At 66.6% G+C, this 20,778-nt stretch carries 12 protein-coding genes; 5 read left to right on the forward strand and 7 right to left on the reverse strand.

From position 1 onward, the window contains the following. Positions 1-34: 34 nt before the first annotated feature. The 4 genes from U5817_RS09290 to U5817_RS09305 form a co-directional block, all read right to left on the reverse strand. On the reverse strand, positions 35-1,285 hold the full coding sequence (locus tag U5817_RS09290) for a nitrate/nitrite transporter (RefSeq protein ID WP_407280536.1): 1,251 nt from the start codon (positions 1,283-1,285) through the stop codon (positions 35-37). A 352-nt stretch (positions 1,286-1,637) separates the two neighbouring features. Next, entirely contained in the window at positions 1,638-2,900 is a 1,263-nt protein-coding gene (locus U5817_RS09295) for a hypothetical protein (RefSeq protein ID WP_407280537.1), read from the reverse strand. Further along, positions 2,897-3,112, reverse strand: coding sequence for a DUF2249 domain-containing protein (locus U5817_RS09300; RefSeq protein WP_407280538.1), 216 nt, complete (start codon positions 3,110-3,112; stop codon positions 2,897-2,899). Before U5817_RS09300 ends, U5817_RS09295 begins: the two co-directional genes overlap by 4 nt. Beyond that, positions 3,112-3,555 (reverse strand): hemerythrin domain-containing protein, encoded by a 444-nt coding sequence (locus tag U5817_RS09305; protein ID WP_169131934.1) that lies wholly within the window; start codon positions 3,553-3,555, stop codon positions 3,112-3,114. Before U5817_RS09305 ends, U5817_RS09300 begins: the two co-directional genes overlap by 1 nt. A gap of 308 nt (positions 3,556-3,863) precedes the next feature. On the opposite strand from U5817_RS09305, the gene U5817_RS09310 reads away from it, so the two are divergent. Both U5817_RS09310 and U5817_RS09315 read left to right on the forward strand, forming a co-directional pair. Beyond that, positions 3,864-7,649 carry a DUF748 domain-containing protein gene (locus U5817_RS09310; RefSeq protein WP_407280539.1) on the forward strand — a complete coding sequence of 1,262 codons (3,786 nt, stop codon included), beginning with the start codon at positions 3,864-3,866 and terminating at the stop codon, positions 7,647-7,649. 41 nt (positions 7,650-7,690) lie between these two features. Continuing rightward, positions 7,691-7,987 carry a 4a-hydroxytetrahydrobiopterin dehydratase gene (locus tag U5817_RS09315; protein WP_407280540.1) on the forward strand — a complete coding sequence of 99 codons (297 nt, stop codon included), beginning with the start codon at positions 7,691-7,693 and terminating at the stop codon, positions 7,985-7,987. Between the two features lie 148 nt (positions 7,988-8,135). Here the strand turns inward: U5817_RS09315 and U5817_RS09320 are convergent, their stop codons facing one another. Further along, positions 8,136-9,407 carry a bifunctional O-acetylhomoserine aminocarboxypropyltransferase/cysteine synthase gene (locus U5817_RS09320; RefSeq protein ID WP_407280541.1) on the reverse strand — a complete coding sequence of 424 codons (1,272 nt, stop codon included), beginning with the start codon at positions 9,405-9,407 and terminating at the stop codon, positions 8,136-8,138. A 253-nt stretch (positions 9,408-9,660) separates the two neighbouring features. On the opposite strand from U5817_RS09320, the gene U5817_RS09325 reads away from it, so the two are divergent. Further along, complete coding sequence (locus U5817_RS09325; RefSeq protein ID WP_169131942.1) at positions 9,661-10,023, forward strand: hypothetical protein; 363 nt, start codon at positions 9,661-9,663, stop codon at positions 10,021-10,023. Here U5817_RS09325 and pabB read toward each other — a convergent pair. After that, the gene (gene pabB, locus U5817_RS09330) at positions 10,013-11,797 is read right to left on the reverse strand and encodes an aminodeoxychorismate synthase component I (protein WP_407280542.1); all 1,785 of its coding nucleotides are present in this window, start codon (positions 11,795-11,797) and stop codon (positions 10,013-10,015) included. The genes U5817_RS09325 and pabB overlap by 11 nt on opposite strands. Positions 11,798-11,890: 93 nt before the next feature. Between pabB and U5817_RS09335 the strand changes: the two genes are divergently transcribed. Next, complete coding sequence (locus U5817_RS09335) at positions 11,891-13,252, forward strand: GGDEF domain-containing protein (protein ID WP_407280543.1); 1,362 nt, start codon at positions 11,891-11,893, stop codon at positions 13,250-13,252. Between the two features lie 35 nt (positions 13,253-13,287). Here the strand turns inward: U5817_RS09335 and U5817_RS09340 are convergent, their stop codons facing one another. Continuing rightward, positions 13,288-16,467: an error-prone DNA polymerase gene (locus U5817_RS09340; protein ID WP_407280544.1), complete on the reverse strand. Its 3,180-nt coding sequence runs from the start codon at positions 16,465-16,467 to the stop codon at positions 13,288-13,290. A 198-nt stretch (positions 16,468-16,665) separates the two neighbouring features. On the opposite strand from U5817_RS09340, the gene U5817_RS09345 reads away from it, so the two are divergent. Further along, on the forward strand, positions 16,666-20,505 hold the full coding sequence (locus U5817_RS09345) for a CHASE domain-containing protein (protein WP_407280545.1): 3,840 nt from the start codon (positions 16,666-16,668) through the stop codon (positions 20,503-20,505). Positions 20,506-20,778 lie beyond the last annotated feature (273 nt).

The following is a 20,778-nucleotide window of genomic DNA, read 5'->3' on the forward strand; positions in this document are numbered from 1 at the left end:
CCTCCTCACTCAGGATTTCGTGTTGTTTTCGGGATCACTTCGTCGCCGCGGCGCCGCCGTGCATCACGTCGGTGCGGCGCACCTCGGTCCAGTACATCCAGATCAGCGACACCCAGGTCACGCCGTAGAGCAGCATGAAGGCGCTGGAGCGCACGCCCGTCAGGTCGAGCAGGGCGCCGAACATGATCGGCAGCAGGAAGCCGCCCAGGCCGCCGACGAGGCCGACGATCCCCGACACCGCGCCGATCTCGTGCGGGAATTCATCCGAGATGTACTTGAAGACGGACGCCTTGCCGAACGCCCAGGCGACGCCGACGGTGAACATCAGCACCGTGAAGAACCAGACGTTGTGGTGGATCGCGAAGGTCTTCGGGCCGGACACGGTCATTACCGTGAATTCCGTGTGCGGGTACGAGAGCAGGAACAGGCACACCCACGACACCCACATCACCCACCAGGTCACCTTGTGCGCGCCGAAACGGTCCGAGAACCAGCCGCCCACCGCGCGCAGCACGCCACCGGGCAGCGAGAAACAGGCCGCGAGCAGGGCCGCGGTCTCGAGGCCGAGGCCGAACTCGGTGACGTAGTACTTGGTCATCCACAGCGCGAGCGCCACATAACCGCCGAACACGATCGAGTAGTACTGGCAGTACTTCCACACGCGCGGATTCTTCAGCACGCGCAACTGGTCGGCGAACTTCACGCTCGACGACACGCGGTGCTCGGGGTCTTCGTAGGTGAACAGCCAGAACGCGATCGCGATCGCGAGCATTGCCAGTGCGAACGCCTTGGGCACGAACTCCCAGCCGAAGGCCACGACCAGCACCGGCGCGACCAGCTTGGTCACCGCCGCACCGGAGTTGCCGGCGCCGAACACGCCCATCGCGAAGCCCTGGTTCTTGCGCTCGAACCAGCGCGCACAGTAGGCGATGCCGACCGAGAAGGAACCACCGGCGAGGCCGACGAAAAGGCCCGCGAGGAGGAACTGCCAGTACGCCGTCGCTTGGCTGATGAGCCAGATTGGCACGACCGTCGCCACCATCAGCGCGAAGAACACCAGACGGCCGCCGAGTTTGTCGGTCAGCATGCCCAGCGGCAGGCGCACCAGCGCGCCGGTCAGCACCGGGGTCGCCGCCAGCAGACCGAACTGGGTTTCGTTGAGGCCCAACTGGGCCTTGATCGGGATGCCGATCACCGCGAAAAGCATCCACGCCGCGAAACACATCGTGAATGCGGTCGTGCTCATCACAAGAACGGAGAGCTGCTTGCGGCGTTGCGAGGCCATCTTCCTCATCCTCCAGGGCGGAGCGCACTGCGCTCCATGCTGGAAGCAAGGTTATGCCCCGGAACTGCTGGCGAACATTCGCCGAAAGCAGGGGGTGAAGTACTAGTCGCGTGGGGGCGGGACTAGTTCTTCGGTACTAGTCCCGCTGCGCGAGGGAGAAGGGAATCCCGTTGGGAGAGGGGTACAGGAGGCCACCCGAGCGCCGCTCGGCGGGATGCGCTGCGCTTCCCGCCCTACTTCGTGCCTACGATACGCCTGATGGAGCAACATCGGGCCGCGTAGGGCGGGAGCAGCGCAGCGTATTCCGCCACACCGCCGACGAGCCGGGCAAAGGGCTCCGGTCTGTCGACGCTCAGGCGGCGTGCGCCCGGCGATAGTTGCCGAGCACCTTGAGGATGTTGGCGAAGAGGAAGACGAACTCGCCGACGATGAGCAGACCCGCGAGGCGAATCAGCCACTCGTTGCCGACCAGCGCGGCCACAACCAGCGCTGCAAGCGCAGCGGCATGCAGCGCCAGGTGTCGCCGTATGGGCGTATCGGGCTGCAGCTTCTTCATGTTCGGCGCCTTGCCCACGTCCTGCGTCAGGTGCAGCCATGCCAGGAAGGGGATGATCTTGTACAGCATGCCGACGATCACGCTGACGAAGCCGCCGTGGAGGATCAATATCCCTGCGAGGAGGGGCCACACCTGATGCTCCGACTGATGCGCGGCGAGCACGCAGGTGAGCCCGGCGATGAAACTCCCCATTCCCATCTGGAAAGCCCGCGTGGTCATGTCCGGCACCGTGCGCCGCGATTGCCGCTGCAAGTTCAGCGTGCTGACTGCGAACGTCGCGCACAGCACCGCGAGGACGGCCGACAGCGCGAACTCGGCCGAACCCAGTTCGCCATACACCGTCGCACTCCACATGAGCAGCACCGCCCCCGTCCCCATCGCCCAGAAGCGCGTGAGGGGTACCGGGTAGTTCGGCGTGATCTGGAACATCGGCACCACCACCCAGCTCGCCGCCGCCAGCAGCACGCCCGCACCGCCTAGCAGGGCCCAGCCGATGTGCAGCTTCAGCACGGTCAGCAGCCGCAGATCGAGTTGGCCGCCCAATGCCAGCGCCAGGGTGATTCCGAGCGCGACGGCAACCACGAAGCCGAGCAGGGCGATGCGCAGGTCGCGGGGAGTCGCCTGGGCGACCGGGATTCGCCGCAGCCCGAGGAAGGCGGCTACCACGAAGAGCGCGAGTCCTCCGCCGAGCAATACCGTCGCCGGCAACAGAAATGCGTGTGAGCTGTTGCCCAGCCCCCATGCGAGACAAAGCGCACCGATCGTCATCGCCAGATGCACGACGGTCGATACCGTTCCCGAGCGCGGAATCACCGCTCCCGCGACAACAGGCAGAATCTGGAACAGCGCCCCCAGCATTACCGTCAGCATGAAACCGACGGCCACCAGATGCGTCACCGCCAGCGCGCCGGGCGTCCAGCGCGAGTCGAGCAGCTCCGGCGCGGCGAGCAGGGCCGCGCCCGCTGCTGCGCCGAACAGCGGTGCAGTGAGAAAGAAACGCAGCGGCGTCGAGAAGGCGGGCGCCGCTTCGTAGCTGAGGGTCTGTCCGTCTGGAATCATGGATTCAGGATGTCGATCTCGACGACGCCGTCGTCGCGGATGCGGCTCTCGTGCTTGTAGCCGTCGCGGTCCAGGATGCGGAATAGCGGGTAGGGCATGCGGTCGAGCAGGAGCAGGAGGCTCTCGCCCTTCGGCAGGTCCGCCAGTGCATCCATCACCAGTTCGAAAGGCTGCGGTGGTTCAAGGCCGCGCGCGTCTACGGTTTTCTTCATCAGGCCCTCGCGTGAAGGCGCTCGCTCAACCCGGCTGCCACATCGGAGCCTGCCAGCTGCGAGTCGCACATGGGATAAAGGATATTCTCTTCCTTCATATTGTGCTGCTGCATCAGGATCAGCAGGGTTTCGGACTCGCCGGCGTAATCGTCCTTGTCCTTGTTGGCCAGCGCCTCGCGCATGCGGGCGAGGGCGCTACGCATTTCGGCATGCTCGCCGCGCATCACCTTGGTCGGGCCTTCGGTCATCCCCGTGGCGGCCTCGAACTTCGGGAAGAGCAGGGATTCCTCGGCATCGAAGTGCCCCTCCAGTTCGTTGGCGAACTGCTCCAGGGCGGCGCTCGCCTCGTCCCACTTGCCCTTGGCCACCGCAGTTTCGGCTCGGGCAAAGGTCTCGTCGCAGTGGCGATGGTCGTCGGTCATCAGGGAAGTGATCTGGCTCATGGTTGCGGGTCTCCTGTGTGGGTGGATGAATTCTCGCAATTCCGGCAGGGGGATCCTTGATGCGTGTCAAACCGTTCGTGTGTCCAACCAATTCGCCAAAGGCGCGGTCCGGCAGCCGTCTGCGCCGATGCGCAGCAAATTCAATTCCGATACTTTCGGAGACACTTGCGCCATGCCTGCAACAGCGCGATGGCTCAGGATCGAGGATTGGCGCGGCCGAGATTCACACTCCTGCTGCGGCCTGCTAGATTGCTGTCATGGACTGGAGGGTTCTTCCCATCCGTCCGGTATTTACTTGGAGGCTTTGCATGTCCGTCGAGGCACAGGCTCGTAGTTCGCGATTCGATTCTGCCCGGCTCAAGCGTCCGGCCAAGTGGCTGGCCGGCACCATCCTCGTGATCGCCGCGCTCGGTTTCCTGGCAGCGCCGCCGCTGGTGCGACATTTCGGCCAGAAGATCGCCTCCGACATTCTCGGGCGCCAAGTCACGATCCAGGACATCGACATCAACCCGTTCGCCCTGTCCGTCACCGCGACGGGGCTCGACATCGCCGAGGCCGACGGTCAGCCCGGCGCATTCTCCTTCCGCTCGCTGTATGCGAACCTTGAAGGCGAGTCGATCTTCCGCGTTGCGCCGGTGCTGCGCGAGATCCGGATCGAGGCGCCGCGCGTCAATTTCGTGCGGATCGACGAAGCCCGCCACAGCTGGAGCGACGTCCAGGAGCGACTCGCCGCCCGGCCGAAATCCGAGGACGACAAGCCGGCGCTGTTCTCGCTCAACAACATCCAGCTCGTCGACGGCGCGGTTCACGTCGACGATCGGCTGGTCGGGGTCAAGAATGAAGTCACCGACCTCACCATCGGCGTGCCCTTCGTCTCCAACCTGCCGGTCAAGGTCGAACTCTTCATCGAGCCGGTCGTCTCCGCGCTGATCAACGGCCGTCCGCTGCAACTCGTGGGGCGTACGCGTCCCTTCGCCAACGACCGCGATACCGTCCTCGATCTCAAGCTCGACGGCTTCGACTTCACTCCCTATGTCGCCTATCTGCCTTTCAAGCCCGCATTCCGGCTGCCCGAAGGGCGCGTGTCGACCGACCTCGAACTCACCTTCTCGCAGGTCGCGGGCGAAACGCCGAAAGTCGCCCTCAAAGGATCGGTCGACTTCGCCGCGATCACGCTGCAGGACGCCAACGGCGCTCCGCTGCTCAACATTCCCACGCTCTCGCTCGGCCTTGCCGACGTGCAGCCGCTCGCGCGCAAGCTGCATTTCGACCGCCTCGAGATCGCGCAACCGACCGTCGACGTCGTGCGCCTCGGCAACGGACGCCTGAATTTCCAAGAGATCCTACCTCCGCCGTCTGCGGAAGAGCCTGCTGCAGCCGCGCCCGAACCCGCCGCCACGCAGGTGGCCAGCCCGCCTGAGGTCGCACCACCTCAGCCAGCCCCCGCCGCAGCGCCCGTGGCGAGCCCGGCGGCAGCCGCTCCGCTGGTGTTCACGCTCGACAAGGCTACGATCACGGGTGCGACCATCCGCGTCGAGGACCGCGCGGCGGGCGGGCCGAACAGTGGCGGCGAGGCTTTCCGCACCGAGATCAAGGACCTGCAGTTCGAGGCCCGCAACGTCAGCACTGCGCCGGAAGCCGTCGCCGAACTCGCCCTCGACTTCTCCACGGACGCCGGCGAGAAGAGCAGCCATCGCGACCGCGTGCGCCTGAGTCCGCTCGAGGTCGAGGGCCGCATCGCGGCAGAGAACTTCCTTGTCTCGCGCTACCTGCCCTACTACGCTGCCCAGCTCCCCGGCGGCGACGTCCGCGCCGGCCGCGTCGACGCGACCGTGCAGTACAAGCTCAGGATGGCCGGCGACGAACCGCAGCTCGACCTGCTCGCCGACGCGCTGGTCCTGCGCGAGTTCGAGCTCGCGCTCAAGGGGCAGAAACAACCCGTCGCGAAGCTCGCGCGTTTCGCCGTCAACGACGTCAAGGTCGTACCGGCCGACCGCAGCGTGAGCGTCGGCAGCATCGAATCGAACGGGGCCGCGTTTGCAGCGGTCAGGAACAAGCAGGGCAACCTCGATGTCCTCGGCCTCGTCGGCGAGGCGAAGCCCGCACCCGCAGTCAAACCGGGCAAGGTCGCCAAACCTGCGAAGGGCGGCAAGCCGTCCGTTGACGACGGAGCAGCCAAGCCCTGGGCCGTGACGGTGAACAGGCTCGCGCTCGACGACTGGGCCGCGCGCTTCGAGGATCGCACCCAGGGCACGCCCATCGTGCTGCTCGCCGACGCCATCAAACTGGGTGCGGAAGGCATCAGCACGGTGAAGGGCTCCACGGCGAAACTCGACCTCGCGGCACGCGTCAATAAGCGCGGTAGCGTCGGCGTAAAGGGCGTCGTCGGCATGGAACCGCTCAAGGGCGACCTCAGCCTCGACCTGAAGGCCGTCGACCTCCTCCCGCTGCAACCCTACGTCGTCGAGCAGCTCAACATCGCCATCGCGCGCGGCAACCTCGGCACGCGCGGCAAGCTGGTGTTCGAGCAGGCGCGGGACGGCAGTCTCAAGGCGAGCTTCCGCGGCGATGTCGGCGTCGACAACTTCGCGTCCATCGACAAGGCGCATGCGGCGGATTTCCTGCGCTGGAAGAAACTTGCCATCACCGGCATCGACTTCCGCCTTGCGCCACTCGCAGTGGCCGTCAACGAGATCTCGCTGAACGACTTCTACACCCGCCTGATCCTCGACGAACAGGGCCGACTCAACCTGCGCGAAATCCGTCATCGCGACACGCCCGAAGCGGCGCAGTCCGCCACCGCGCCGGCAGCAGACGAAGCGCCGGCCGCTCAGGGGCCGGCAGCATCCGGAAAGGCCGAAACGACGGTCGCGCCGCCCAGCCAACCGCCGCCGCCGATCGCTATCGGCAAGGTCTCGATCAAGCAGGGCAACATCGAGTTCAGCGACCGCTTCATCCGCCCCAATTACGACGCCAACCTCACCGGCATGGAGGGCGAGCTCGTCGGGCTGTCGTCGGACCCGTCGACCATCGCCAAGCTCGACCTGCGTGGCAAGGTCGACAACGCGGCACCGGTGACCGTCGCCGGCCAGCTCAACCCCTTCCGGCAGGACCGCTATCTCGACATCGCCGCGTCGGTGAAGGATTTCGAGCTCACCGCCGTCTCCGCGTATTCCGGCCGGTACGTCGGCTACGGCATCCAGAAAGGCAAGCTGTCGGCCGATCTGCATTACAAGATTGAGGACCGCAAGCTTAGCGCGACCAACCGCGTCTTCCTCGACCAGCTCACCTTCGGGGACAAGGTCGACAGTCCCACGGCGCTAAACCTGCCCGTGCAGCTTGCGGTGTCGCTGCTGAAGAACAGCCGCGGCGAGATCGACCTCAACATGCCCATCGGGGGCTCGCTTGACGACCCGGAGTTCAGCGTCGCCGGCATCGTCATCAAGGCGATCATCAACCTCATCGGCAAGGCGCTGACGGCGCCGTTCTCGCTGCTCGGCTCAATGTTCGGCGGCGGCGAGGAGCTGTCCTACGTCGAATTCGCGCCGGGGCGCACGAGCCTCGATACGGCAACCGCCGAGAAGATCGCGACGCTGGCGCGCGCCCTGGCCGACCGGCCGGCCCTGAAGCTGGAGATCACCGCCCACGCCGACCCCGCGACCGATCCCGATGGCCTCCGCCGCGTGCAGATGGAGCGCAGCGTCAAGGCGGCGAAGCTCAAGGAGATGGTGCGCAAGGGTGAGGAGGCGCCGTCGCTCGACGAATTGACGCTGACGCCGGAGGAGTACGCCACCTGGCTCAGGAAGGTCTATCGCGACGCGGATTTCAAGCGCCCGCGCAACGCGATCGGCTTGCTCAAGGACCTGCCGGTGGAGGAAATGGAGGCCCTGATCGTCGCCAACACCAAGGTCGACGACGAGGCGCTGCGTCAGCTCGCGCTGCAGCGTGGCCAGGCGATCAAGGACAAGCTGCTCGAGGACGGCAAGGTGCCCGCAGAGCGGGTGTTCATGCTCAGCCCCAAGGTCGAGGCCGCGGGCGGCGAGAAGGCGGGCGTGGAGGGTGCCGCGCGGCGCACGATGTTCTCGCTGAAGTGACAGCGCCGCGGCACCCGCAAGTGCATCAACCGGAGAAGATCATGATTCCGAAACTTGGTGACGACGAACGTGCCGCCGCGCTGGCGACGCTATCCGACTGGGCACTGGTGCCGGGACGCGACGCGATCACGCGCAGCATCCGCTTCAAGGACTTCAACGCCGCCTTCGGCTTCATGGCGCGCGTGGCGCTGAAGGCGGAGAAGATGGATCATCATCCGGAGTGGTTCAATGTTTACAACCGCGTCGACATCACCCTGTCGACGCACGACGCCGGCGGCCTCACCGAGCGCGACGTGGCGCTCGCTCGTTTCATTGACCAAGCAGCGGCGAGGGAATAGCCCGCCGCCGATCGGGCGCCAGACGGGACGAATCCCGTAGGGCGGGAGGAGCAACGCGGATCCAGCCGATCAACGCTGCGTGCCAGGATCAGGCGCAGCGTGGCGGGATGCGCTGCGCTCCTCCCGCCCTACGTATCGTGCGGGGCGCTCAGGCGGCTGCGAGAGCCTGATCGAGATCCGCGATCAGGTCGTCGACATGCTCGATGCCCACCGACAGGCGGATCATGTCTTCGGTGACGCCGGCGCGCACGAGCTCCTCGGGCGAGAGCTGGCGGTGCGTCGTCGAGGCCGGATGGCAGGCGAGCGACTTGCAGTCGCCGATGTTCACGAGGCGCGTCACGAGCTTCAGTGCATCCTGGAAGCGTCCGCCGCCTTCACGGCCACCCTTCACGCCGAAGTTCAGGATGCCCGACGCACGGCCGCCCATGTAGCGCTGCACCAGCGGGAAGTCCTTGTGCTCTTCCAGTCCTGCGTAATTCACCCAGCTGACCTTCGGGTGATTGCTGAGATGGCGCGCGATCTTCACCGCGTTCTCGCAGATGCGGTCCATGCGCAGTGCCAGCGTCTCGATGCCCTGCAGGATCAGGAAGGCGTTGAATGGCGAGATCGCCGCGCCCATGTTGCGCAGCGGCACCACGCGCGCACGCGCGATGTAGGCCGCCGGCCCGAGCGCTTCCGTATAGACCACGCCGTGGTAGGACACATCCGGTTCGTTGAGGCGCTTGAAGCGCTCCTTGTGCTCGGCCCAGGGGAACTTGCCCGAATCGACGATGATGCCGCCGATCGAATTGCCGTGGCCGCCCAGATACTTCGTTAGCGCATGCACGACGATGTCCGCGCCATGCTCGAACGGCCGGCACAGGTAGGGCGAGGGCACGGTGTTGTCGACGATCACCGGCACGCCGTGGCGGTGGGCCACTTCCGCGAGCTTCTCGAAGTCGGTGATGTTGCCGAGCGGGTTGCCGACCGACTCGCAAAACACCGCCTTGGTGCGGGCATCGATCAGGCGCTCGAAGGCGTCCGGATCGCGGTAGTCCGCGAAGCGCACCTCGATGCCGTACTGCGGCAGCGTGTGCGCGAACAGGTTGTAGGTGCCGCCATACAGGGTGCTGGAGGTGACGATGTTGTCGCCGGCTTCCGCGATCGTCTGGATCGATGCGGTGATCGCCGCCATCCCCGAAGCCATCGCCAGCGCGGCAATACCGCCTTCCATGGCCGCTACGCGCTTTTCCAGCACGTCCTGGGTCGGGTTCATGATGCGCGTGTAGATGTTGCCCTGCACCTTCAGGTCGAACAGGTCGGCGCCGTGCTGGGTGTCGTCGAATGCGTAGGAGGTGGTCTGGTAGATCGGCACCGCCACCGCCTTGGTGGTCGGATCGGGCGAGTAACCGCCGTGCACGGCAAGCGTTTCGAGTTTCATGCGTTCATCCCGGATGGTTGGCGAGGTTCGGTTGCGAGTCGAAAAGTATAGCCAGCGCGCGCGCCTTGAAGAAGATGGCTTCCCGAAATCCTTGCGCGGATGCCCAGACCGGGCAAGTCCGAAGGAATATATGGTGATTCCTGTATTGAATGCTCACAATGGATATTGCTAATATAAAACGTTGTAAAAAATATAACGATTTCACCGGGTTGCAATGATCCGGCGGTATAAATAAAAAAGGAGGGAGATTCTCATGGACGCTGCAACGGCGATTAAGGGAAAAGTCGCAACCTGGCTGGAACTTGCGGTGGCACCGCAATGGCGCCGCGAGCGATGCAAGATACAGGTGCACGCGGTCGGTCCCCGCGATGGCACCTGCTATGCGATTTCGATGGACGGGCGCTGGCTATGCGCCGGTTCGGGGGAACTGACGGTATTCCATGGCTTGAGCGCCGCGCTGCATTTTCTCAAGCTGCTGGGCATCGAGGATTTCGAACCGGGCGAGCCGACGGGCATGCCCGCGGTCGGAACCGGGAACCATCATTGCATGTGCACTGATGGTGGCCGGGGCCTCCTGCCGTGCAACTGCACGACCCGGCGCTGCCTCACTCATTGAGCTCCAGTTCGACGCGGAACAGGCCGCGGGCTGCATTCGACAACAGGATGGCCCGCGCGCGTGACAGGTCCGCCCGGGTCAGGCATTGCTCGCGGGCCTTCCCCTCGTCGAGCAGCTTGCGCCGATAAACGCCATCCAGCACGCCGCAGTGCAGCGGTGGCGTGAGCAGGCAGTCTCCGCCAAGGTCCAGGTACACGTTGGTGCGGGCACCTTCGGCAAGTTCGTCGCGTTCGTTGAAGAACAGCGCATCGAAGTGGCCCCGCGCCGTCGCGCCGCGCAGCTCCGCATCGTAGAGCTCGCGGGCGGTGGTCTTGTGCTGCAACAGGGGATCCGCGCTCGATATCCTGCGTTTCGATACGAAGACGGTCGGCGTTGCCGCCGTGCCGTCCCCGAGGGGGGCGGCCGCTAGCGCGAAGCGGCCGCCGGCAGCGAGCTCCAGGCGCACGCGCTGCGGGCCACTGAGGGTCTTCGCCTTGTCGAGCAGCGCGCGGGCGATCACGTCGGCATCCAGGGCGAAGCCGAATGCGGCGGCGGATCGGGCGAGGCGCGCAAGGTGGCGGGCCAGCAGCGGATAGGGCTCGGCCGCATCCGGTTCGCAGCGCAACGTTTCGATGAGGCCGAATGACGGTCGGAGATCGGTGAGGAAGCGCCCCTTGAGCAGGGACTCGGTCCATTCGGCTGCTGGTTCCGAGTCGGCGACGATGCCGCTGCCCAGTCCGAGCCGTGCGTCGCCGCCGCGCCCGATCTCCAGCGTGCGGATCGGCACGCTGAAGCGGAAATCGCCATCGGGCGCGATCCATCCCAGTGCGCCGCAATAGATGCCGCGCGGCGCCGTCTCGAGTTCGTGGATGATCTGCATCGCCCGGATCTTCGGCGCGCCGGTGACTGACCCGCAGGGAAACAGGGCGCGGAACACCTCCCCCAGGCCGGCCTTGACGGGTTCCGCGACGACCGTCGAGGTCATCTGCCACACGCTCGGATAGGGCTCGACCTCGCACAGCCGTTCGACCCGCACGCCGCCGCTGGGCGCGAGGCGGCCCAGGTCGTTGCGGATGAGGTCCACGATCATGATGTTCTCGGCGCGATTCTTTTCCGACGACGCCAGTGCCGCCGGATCGCTGTCGCGGGCCGCGGTGCCCTTCATCGGACGGCAATGCAGGCGTTCGCCGCGGCGTTCGACGAACAGCTCGGGCGAGCGCGAGAGGACTGCGCCGTCGGCGTGGCAGATCAGTGCCCCGTGCCGAACCGGCTGGGCTGCGCGCAAGGCGCGGTAAAGGGCCAGGGGCGAGCCGTAGAGCCGCCCGCGCAGCGCGAAGGTGAAATTCACCTGATAGCAGTCGCCGGCGGCGATGTAGTCGCGAATGTGCCGGACGGCGCGCAAGTAGTCGTCTTCAGTGCTCTCGCGCTGCAGGTCCATCACCCCGCCAAGGCGGGTGTGCTCGTCGCATCGGGTCAACGCTGCGGCGATGCGTGCGTCGGTTTCCGATGCGGAAAGCCGTTCGGCGCGACCATACACCCATGCCGTCAGGAGGGGGGCGCCGTCGTCGCGCAGCAACGCCCGCAAGCGGGGTTCGAGCGCGTAACCGAGTTCGTAGCGGGCGGCGATCGCGACCCACTTCCCGCCCTGGCGGGCACGTTCGATCGCGTGAAACAAGTCGTCGATCTCGCCTGCCGTCGAGCACCGGATGATCTCCTCGGGCTGGGTCAGGAGAAGGTCGCCTTGGCCGTCCTGGTTGTCGTCGAACAGGGCGAATTCGTGCGTGGAGTCGATCATCGTTGCCGGCGCCGGGTGTGGCGTCGCGAGTGTGGCGGGGGAACCGCATGTTAGCGCAAGGCGCCTGGCGTTCGCGCGCCGCTGCGGGAGTCCGTGCGGGTAAAAAGCCCCACTACTTTCATGGGGAAAATTTATTTGGCATTGGCTCAGGGCTATCTACTATCATTGCGGTATGTGGATGGTTTCTCCTCGTTTACCGGGCTCCAAGGGCTGATGGCTTCTTCCCGCACGTCGCTGAAAATTTTTCTCGTGGTGGCGTTCATAGCGCTCACGGCGCTGGGGCTCTGGATGCTGGATGGCGTGTTTGCGGCCGACGGTTTCGGTGGTGCCGCAACGGAAGTGAACATCTTCATGCCTTTTCTCGGCCTATCCCTGATGCTGCTCGCGGTCGTCGTCGCATGGGCGGTATGGCCCCTGATGCGCACTGCGGGCGAGCACTTGCAATCCGGATCCGAGGGGGCGGAAAGGGGCTTTCCGCCGCCGGCCGATTTTTCCACCGGGGAGATGCCGGATTTCAGCCATGTGGAGCTTCCGGTCAGCGAGTACACGCTGGAAACCTACAAGGCGGCGGTCGATCATGCCCCGACCGCGATCATGATCACGAACAACCGTGGCCGGATCGAATATGTGAATGCCGCCTTCCTCAGGACCTCGGGGTATTCGCGCAGCGAGATCCTCGGACGCAGTCCTGCGATGTTCAGCGCCGGGCATACGCGCAGCGAGGTCTATGCGGACCTGTGGCAGACGATCCTCTCGGGCAACGTATGGCGGGGCGAGGTATGCAACCGCAGGAAGAGCGGGGAGGAATACTGGGAAAACATGGCGATCTCGCCGCTGCGTGACCGCTTCGGCCGGGTGGCGCATTTCGTCGCAGTGCGCGAGGACATCACCGAACGCAAGGGGCGCGAAGAGGATCTGCGACAGCTGGCGCAGCGTGACGCGCTGACGGGCATTGCGAATCGCCGCTATCTGATCGAGCGCGCCGAACAGGAGCGGCGGCGGGCGGAGCGATTCGGCCAGCCGCTGGCGGTGCTGATGGTCGACATCGATCATTTCAAGGCCATCAACGACGAGCACGGACATGCCCTGGGCGATCAGGCGATCAGGATGGTCGCGCAGACCTGTGCCGCGAGCGTGCGCGAGATCGACATCGTGGGGCGCTATGGCGGCGAGGAGTTCGTCATCGTCCTGCCGGGGACCTTGCCAGAAGGGGCTCGCGAGCTGGCCGACCGCTTGCGGCAGCGGATCGCGGAGATCGAGATCGCGGGTGCCGATGGCACGGCCGTGGCGGTCACGGTGAGTATCGGTTTCGCCGCTTTTGAGCCCGGCGACCAGCTTGAGCAGCTGCTGGCGGCGGCGGATGCGGCGCTGTACCGGGCGAAGAGCCTGGGGCGCAACTGTGTGGTGGCGGTCACCGACTGCCTGCGCCTGATGCCGCCGGGGGACGTGCAGTAAGGGGCAGGGGGGCGCGGCAGTACGGTGCGCAGTCTTCAGTGGAAATCGCGGCTTTTCGCGTCGAGCGCGCCGAGCAGCGCGGAATGGTCGACGACACGGCTCGCCAGCAGGTGCGTGACATTGCCCTGGCGGCTGATCTGGCCGAATACTCCCAGCAGGCGTGCGCCGAGCAGCTCCCGGCGCTGGCGTTCGATGAGCTCGGGGCGGACGATCACGTTGGCGAGCCCGGTTTCGTCCTCGATGGTCATGAACAGCGTTCCCTTCGCGGTGCCCGGCCGCTGGCGGCAGGTGACGATGCCTGCGGCGCGGGCGAGCTTGCGGTCGGGGCAGGCGGAGATTTCCGCAGCGGTGAGGAAGCGCATCGCGCTGAGCCGCTCGCGCAGCAGCGCGAGGGGATGGCGGCCGAGCGTGAAGCCCAGTCGGGAGTAGTCGGCAAGGAGCTCCTGTGCTTCGCTCGGGGGCGCTATCGCGGCGGCGCTTTCCTGCACCGGCGCGCCATGCAGCAGGCCTTCCTCCGGTTGGCCGCCGGCGGCCTGCCACAGCGCCTGGCGGCGGTGGCCGGCGAGCCCCGCCAATGCGCCGGCGGTGGCGAGCAGCCTGAGTTCGCGGGCGTCGAGCGCGGCGCGCAGCGCGAGATCGTCCACGCCGGCGAAGGGGCGCAGGCTGCGCGCGTCGGCGATCCGCGCCGCGGCGTCGGCGTTGAAGCCCTTGATCATGCCCAGGCCCAGGCGCGCCGCGGGCAGCTTCGTGCCGTCCTGGGGCTCGAGCGTGCAGTCCCAGTCGCTGGCGCGCACGTCGGTGCCGCGTATCGTCACGCCGTGCCGGCGGGCATCCTGGATCAGCTGTGAAGGGGAATAGAAACCCATCGGCTGGCTGTTGAGCAGTGCGCACAGGAACACGGCGGGCTCGAAGCGCTTGATCCAGGCAGAGAAATACACCAGCAGCGCGAAGCTGGCGGCGTGCGACTCGGGAAAGCCGTAGCTGCCGAAGCCTTCGATCTGGTTGCACAGACGCTCGGCGAAGTCCGCCCGGTAGCCACGCTCGGCCATGCCGGCGAGCAATTGCGCGCGGTAGCGCTCGAGCTCGCCCTGGCGGCGCCAGGCGCCCATCGCGCGGCGCAACTGGTCGGCATCGCCGGGGGTGAAACCGGCCGCGACCACGGCGAGCTGCATGACCTGTTCCTGGAAGATCGGCACGCCCAGCGTGCGCTCGAGCACGTGACGTACGCCGTCGTCCTGTGGCGCGTCCGGAGCGCGGCGCTCGGGGCGCGGGTAGTCGATTTCCTCGCCGCGTTCCTTGCGGGTGCGCGCTTCGAGGTAGGGATGGACCATGCCGCCCTGGATCGGCCCGGGGCGGACGATCGCGACTTCGACGACGAGGTCGTAGAAGCGGCGGGGCCTCAGGCGCGGCAGCATGGTCATCTGGGCGCGCGATTCGACCTGGAAGACGCCGACGGAGTCGGCTGCGGACAGCATGTCGTACACGGCGTCGACTTCGCGCGGGATGTTGGCAAGCGTGAATTCGCGCCCGTGCCACGCCGACATCAGCGCGAGGCCGCGGCGCAGGGCCGAGAGCATGCCGAGGGCGAGGACGTCGACCTTGAGCAGCCCGAGGGTGTCGAGGTCGTCCTTGTCCCACTGGATCACGGTGCGCTCGGGCATCGCGGCGTTCTCGATCGGCACCAGCTCGTCGAGGCGGCCGCGGGCGATGACGAAGCCGCCGACATGCTGCGAGAGGTGGCGCGGAAAGCCGATCAGCTCCTCGGTGAGGGCGGCGAGGCGCCGCACGGTGGGACTGTCCGGGTCGAGGCCGGCATCGCGCAGGCGGTCGGGCAGGATGTGGCGGCCGTCGAACCAGAAGTGGTCGCGCGTGAGCCGCTCGATCTGGGCCGGCGGGAAGCCGAGGGCGCGGCCGACGTCACGCAGGGCGCTGCGCGCGCGGTAGCGGATGACCGTGGCGGCGAGCGCAGCCCGTTCGCGGCCGTATTTCGCGTACAGGTACTGGATGACCTCTTCGCGCCGGTCGTGCTCGAAATCGACATCGATGTCGGGCGGTTCGTTGCGTTCCTTCGAGATGAAGCGCTCGACCAGCATGATGCCGAGTTGGGGATCGACTTCGGTGATGCCGAGCGCCCAGCACACGACCGAATTGGCCGCCGAGCCGCGTCCCTGGCACAGGATCCCGCGGCTGCGGGCGAAGCGCACGATGTCGTGTACGGTGAGGAAATAGGCTTCGAAGCCGAGTTCTGCGATCAGCGCGAGTTCGTGCTCGATCTGCGCGCGTACGCGGGGAGGAATGGCTCCGTCCGGGCGATAGCGCCAGCGTAGCCCGTCCTCGACCAGGCGGCGCAGCCAGCTTGCCGGGGTTTCGCCCTCGGGGACCAGCTCGGCGGGGTACTCGTAGCGCAGTTCGTCGAGACGGAAGCGGCAGCGCGCGGCGATGTGCAGCGTCTCTGCGAGGAGTTCCGGCGGATAGCGGCGGGCGAGGGTGTTGCGCTCGTGCAGGCGGCGTTCGGCGTTCGCGGCGAGTCGGGAGCCGGTTTCGGCGACGGTGGCATGGAGACGCAGCGCGGCGAGCACGTCGGCAAGCGGCCGGCGCGCGGCCTCGTGCATCAGTGCGCCCGTCGCCGCGACGGGACGCAGGCCGGTTTCGCAGGCGACCGCCTGCAGGCGCGCGAGCCGTCCGGCATCGTCCGGTCCGCAGGCGAGTTCGACGGCGAGCCAGGCCGAGCCGGGAAAGCGCTCGCCGAGCCAGCGGGCGTCGGCGGCGAGGGCTGCGTGGTCCGGCGTCCCTTCGGGTGGTACGAGCAGGGCGAGGCAGCCAGGCAGGCCGTCTTCGAGATCGGCGCGGGTGAGGCGATATTCTCCCTTGTCGGCGGCGCGCCGGCCGCGGCTGATGAGGCGCGAGAGCCGGCCGTATGCGGCGCGGTCGGTGGCGAGCAGGACGAGGCGGGGGCCGTCGGCGAGGCGGATCTCGCTGCCGATGATGAGGTGCAATGGCAACGCCTGGCGGCGGATCTCCTGGTGTGCGCGCACGACGCCGGCGAGCGAGCACTCGTCGGTGATGGCCAGTGCAGCGTAGCCCAGCCCGGCCGCCTGTGCCGCGAGCTCCTCGGGGTGCGAGGCACCGTGCTGGAAGCTGAAATTGCTCAGGCAGTGGAGTTCCGCGTATCCGGTGTCCCCTGATGGGGCGGGTAAAGATGTGAAGCTGTACATAAATACAGTATAAGCTTCATGCGCCGGATTGCCGCCCGAATGTCGCGATGGGCTGTCCCGAACCGATGCGGATGACGAATGGGCGTGCCGGTGTGACGGTCGTCCTGCCGGACGAACGATCCGGGTGCGCGAATGTCATTCGTTTGGCTTAACATGCCATTGACCCCATGCGCGATGCAGGGATGGAGCCGTAAGCGGATGAGCAAGCGAACCCTGGTTTTTCCCCTGGCGGTCATCCTCATCGGGCTTGCCGTTGCACTGGGGGTGGCCCGGCAGACCGTCGAGACCAACCGGCAGGCCGCGGACGCCCGTTTCGATGCCTTGGCCGCCCGTACTGCGGCTGCGCTGGTGGCGCGCTTCCAGACCTTCGAGTACGGCCTGCGGGGGGCTCGCGGTGCAATCATCGGAGCCGGCAGCGAATCGATATCGCGCCAGCGTTTCCTGCAGTACGCGCAGTCGCGCGAGGCGGATCGGGAGTTCCCCGGTGCGCGGGGCTTCGGTTTCATCCGCCGCGTGGAGCCCGCGGACGAGGCCCGGTTCGTCGCCGCCGTGCGCAGCGACGGCAGGCCGGATTTCGGCATCAAGCAGATCGCGCCGCACGCGGGCGAGCGCTTCGTCATCCTGCATGTCGAGCCCGAGGCGAACAACCGGGAAGCGCTCGGACTCGACATCGCATCCGAACTGAACCGCCGCACTGCCGCGCTGGCCGCGGTTCGCACCGGCCAGCCGGTGCTGACCGCGCCTCTCACCTTGCTGCAGGCGATGGGCAAGCCGGAGCGCGGTTTCCTGCTGCTCCTGCCCGTCTATCGCGGCGGTTATCAGCCGGCGACACCGGAAGAGCGCTGGCGAACATTGCTCGGCTGGATCTATGCGCCGCTGGTCATCGATGAGGTGCTGGCGGATTTCGATTTCCGCGGCGGCGAATTCGCGGTATCGATCTACGACGCAGCCTACGCCGAACAGCCGCTCCGCTTCTACGAATCCCCGGGAAGCGACCAGGCGACCGCCGCGGGCTTGGTCAGGCAGTTACCGGTGGAGCTCTTCGGCCGCGACTGGATCGTGGAGGTCAGGGCGCTGGCGCCCTTTCACAAGGCGCTGAACCAGCCCGATCCGCGCTGGTTCGCGGCCGGCATCCTGGCGCTGTCCGCACTGCTCGCCAGCCTGGCCTACATCTACCTGCAGAATGTGCAGCGCCGCATCGGCGCCAGCGCGGAGGAAGCACGCCACGCGGCACTCGTGGAGCAGGGCGCGCGCCAGCAGCGTATCGCCGAGAGACTGAAGCTCGCGACCGAGGCGGCCGGAATGGGGGTGGCGGAATACCACTGCGAGGACGGGAAGCTCAGCTGGGACGATCGGCTCCTCGAGATCTATGGTTTGTCCGCTGGGAACTTCCCGGGAAAGGTCGAGGATTGGCTGTCGCAGGTATCGGCCAACGATCGGGCTGCGGTCGGTGCGGATTTCGATCGCGCGCTGAAGGGCGGCGCCTTCGATACCAGCTTCCATATCGTGCGTCCGGACGGCACCGAGCGCATCGTGCGGGCACTCGGCCGTGCCCAGCGAAGTCCGACGGGGGAGACCCTGAGGGTGGTGAGCGTCACTCTGGACGTGACCGAACAGCGCCGGAACGAGGAGGCACTGAGGCAAAGCGAACGTTTCCTGAGCGCCGTCGCGGACAATATTCCCACGATGATCGGGTACTGGGACGACCGCCTGCGATGCCGCTTCGTGAATCGCGCGCTGCTGGAATTCCTCGGCAAGCCTGCCGTGTCGGTACGCAATGCGCCGATGGACTTCGTGTTCGAGCCTTTCCTGTATGAGACGAGCCGGCCATACGTGGAGGCGGCGCTCGCGGGGCAGCCGCAGAAATTCCAGGCGAGTGTGGCTGGCGATCGCGACGGACGCGTGAAGCATCTGTGGTGGCATCTCGTTCCCGACCACGACGACGGGCACGTGCGTGGCGTGTATGCGGTGATTTCGGACGTGAGCGAACTGAAGGACGCGCAGATACGGCTGGAAGAGCTGAACCTCGAACTCACCCGCCAGTCGGAACTCGCCCAGGCAGGCAGCCGCGCCAAGAGCGAATTTCTGGCGAACATGAGCCACGAGATCCGCACCCCGATGAATGCGGTGCTCGGCCTCGCATATCTGCTGGAAAGGGCCGATCTGCCGCCGGCGGCGCGCGAGCTGACGCGCAAGATCCAGCGGGCGGGGCGATCGCTGCTGGGCATCCTCAACGACATCCTGGATTTTTCAAAGATCGAGGCGCATCGGCTGGACATCGAGCATCAGCCCTTCCGCCTTGCCGACGTGCTTGACGAACTGGCAGGCACGATGGCGTATGCGTGCGAGGGCAAGCCGGTCGAGGTCGCAGTCTGGCCGGCGCCGCCCGGCACCGAGTCCCTGCTGGGCGACGCCTTGCGTTTGCGGCAGGTGCTGACCAATCTCGCGAGCAATGCCATCAAGTTCACGGAGCGGGGCGAGGTCGTGCTGCGTGTCGTGCCCGCGGGACCTGACTGCGATCGTCTGCGTCTGCGGTTTGCGGTGTCGGATACCGGGATCGGCATTCCGCCCGAGAAGCAGGAGGAGATCTTTTCTCCTTTCAGCCAGGCGGATACCTCGACGAGCCGGCGCTTCGGCGGAACCGGCCTCGGGCTGGCGATCAGCCGGCAGCTGGTCGAGCTGATGGGCGGGCAACTCGGCGTGCGCAGCGTGCCCGGGCAGGGTAGCGAGTTTTTCTTCGAGTTGCCGTTTGCGACGGCGGAAAGACCAGCCGTGGTGGCGCCCGCACCCCTTCCGCAGCGGGTGCTGATCGTCGATGACCATCCGCTGGCACGCGAAGCCCTGGCCGCGGTCGTCATGGCGCTGGGGTGGTCGGCCGAACTTGCCGATTCCGGCGCGGCGGCCATCGAGGCCGCGCGGGCGCGTCGGGAAGCGGGGCAGCCATTCGATGTCGTACTGATCGACTGGCGCATGCCGGGAATGGACGGGCTGGCGACCGCAGCGGCGATGCGTCTCATGTTCGGCAACGATGCGCAGCCGGTGATCGTGATGGTGACGGCGGCCGATCGGGAAGCGCTGCAAAGGCATCCGGACAGCCGCTTCGCCGACCGGGTGTTGACCAAGCCGGTGACCGGCACGACCTTGCTCGAGTCGGTGGCGGAACTGCTTGCGGGCAGGAGCGGCGGCGCGGTCGGGGCGTCGTCCTCGACGCCGTCGGGCCGCCTTGCGGGATACCGGGTGCTCGTGGTGGACGACAGCGACATCAACCGCGAGGTCGCCCAGGGGATTCTCGAGGGCGAGGGCGCATGGGTTGCGCAGGCGGAACATGGCAAGGAGGCACTGGAGCTGCTCGAGCGACAGCCGGCGGAATTCGATGCGGTGCTGATGGACGTGCAGATGCCGGTCATGGACGGTTATGAAGCGACGCGCCGCATCCGTGCATCGGAAGTCCTGCGGGTGCTTCCGGTGATCGCGGTGTCGGCCGGTGCCTTCCACGACCAGCACGAGGCAGCGCTGCAGGCCGGCATGAGCGGTTTCGTGTCCAAGCCGTTTGCGGCCGAGGACCTGATCTCGGCCTTGCTGACTTATGCGCCGCGGCGGACATCCGTTGCGGTGCCCGTTACGCCTCTTCCGTTCGCGCCCGAGGCAGGCGAGGCGCTGCTCGATGCTGCGCTCGGTCTCAGGTTGTGGCGTGACGCGAAGACTTATGCGAGCTATCTCCAGCGCTTCGTCGATACCTACGGAGGGGATCCCGGCAGGATCGCCGCTTTCCTGCATGCGGGGGACGCAGCGTCGGCTGCGGGCGTCGCCCACAAACTGCGTGGGGCGGCGGGGGCGATGGGCCTGTCGCGCCTGGTTAATGCTGCGGGCGTGGCGGAAATGGCCTTGAAGGACGGCGGGGCGCCTCACGGGGCGGTCGATCGCCTGGGCGAGACGATGGATGCGACGCTCTCCGAGATCGGACGCTTCCTGTCTTCCGCGCAGCAGTGTGTCGAGGGCGGGCCGCCGGCGGGTCCTGCGCGGGCCACCGCGGAGTGAGGCCCGCGGGGGCGCCTTTCCGGAAAAGATGCGCTTATCCCCACTCGACGTGAGCAGCTTTGTGGACAACTTGTGGGGACGTGCTGCAGGGTACTGACGCACAAGGAAATGTTGTGTCTGCACAAAAATGAGGCATTTCCGCAACGTGCGTTGTGGGAAAGTCCCTCCTTATCCCCATCGTGCGTGAGCAGTCCTGTGGACAAGTTGTGGGGAGGTGTCGCAGAGGGCTGACGCGAAAGGAAATGTTGCTTCTGCGCAAAAATGAGGCATCGA

Origin of the sequence: Aromatoleum evansii (assembly GCF_045689615.1) — a bacterium.
Lineage (GTDB): Bacteria > Pseudomonadota > Gammaproteobacteria > Burkholderiales > Rhodocyclaceae > Aromatoleum > Aromatoleum evansii.

Excerpts from the sequence above, each read along its gene's own strand:
- U5817_RS09305 (WP_169131934.1), bottom strand. The coding sequence starts at position 3,555 with ATGAGCCAGATCACTTCCCTGATGACCGACGACCATCGCCACTGCGAC.
- U5817_RS09320 (WP_407280541.1), bottom strand. The coding sequence starts at position 9,407 with ATGAAACTCGAAACGCTTGCCGTGCACGGCGGTTACTCGCCCGATCCG.
- pabB (WP_407280542.1), bottom strand. The coding sequence starts at position 11,797 with ATGATCGACTCCACGCACGAATTCGCCCTGTTCGACGACAACCAGGAC.
- U5817_RS09300 (WP_407280538.1), bottom strand. The coding sequence starts at position 3,112 with ATGAAGAAAACCGTAGACGCGCGCGGCCTTGAACCACCGCAGCCTTTC.
- U5817_RS09315 (WP_407280540.1), top strand. The coding sequence starts at position 7,691 with ATGATTCCGAAACTTGGTGACGACGAACGTGCCGCCGCGCTGGCGACG.
- U5817_RS09290 (WP_407280536.1), bottom strand. The coding sequence starts at position 1,285 with ATGGCCTCGCAACGCCGCAAGCAGCTCTCCGTTCTTGTGATGAGCACG.
- U5817_RS09295 (WP_407280537.1), bottom strand. The coding sequence starts at position 2,900 with ATGATTCCAGACGGACAGACCCTCAGCTACGAAGCGGCGCCCGCCTTC.
- U5817_RS09325 (WP_169131942.1), top strand. The coding sequence starts at position 9,661 with ATGGACGCTGCAACGGCGATTAAGGGAAAAGTCGCAACCTGGCTGGAA.
- U5817_RS09310 (WP_407280539.1), top strand. The coding sequence starts at position 3,864 with ATGTCCGTCGAGGCACAGGCTCGTAGTTCGCGATTCGATTCTGCCCGG.
- U5817_RS09340 (WP_407280544.1), bottom strand. The coding sequence starts at position 16,467 with ATGTACAGCTTCACATCTTTACCCGCCCCATCAGGGGACACCGGATAC.
- U5817_RS09345 (WP_407280545.1), top strand. The coding sequence starts at position 16,666 with ATGAGCAAGCGAACCCTGGTTTTTCCCCTGGCGGTCATCCTCATCGGG.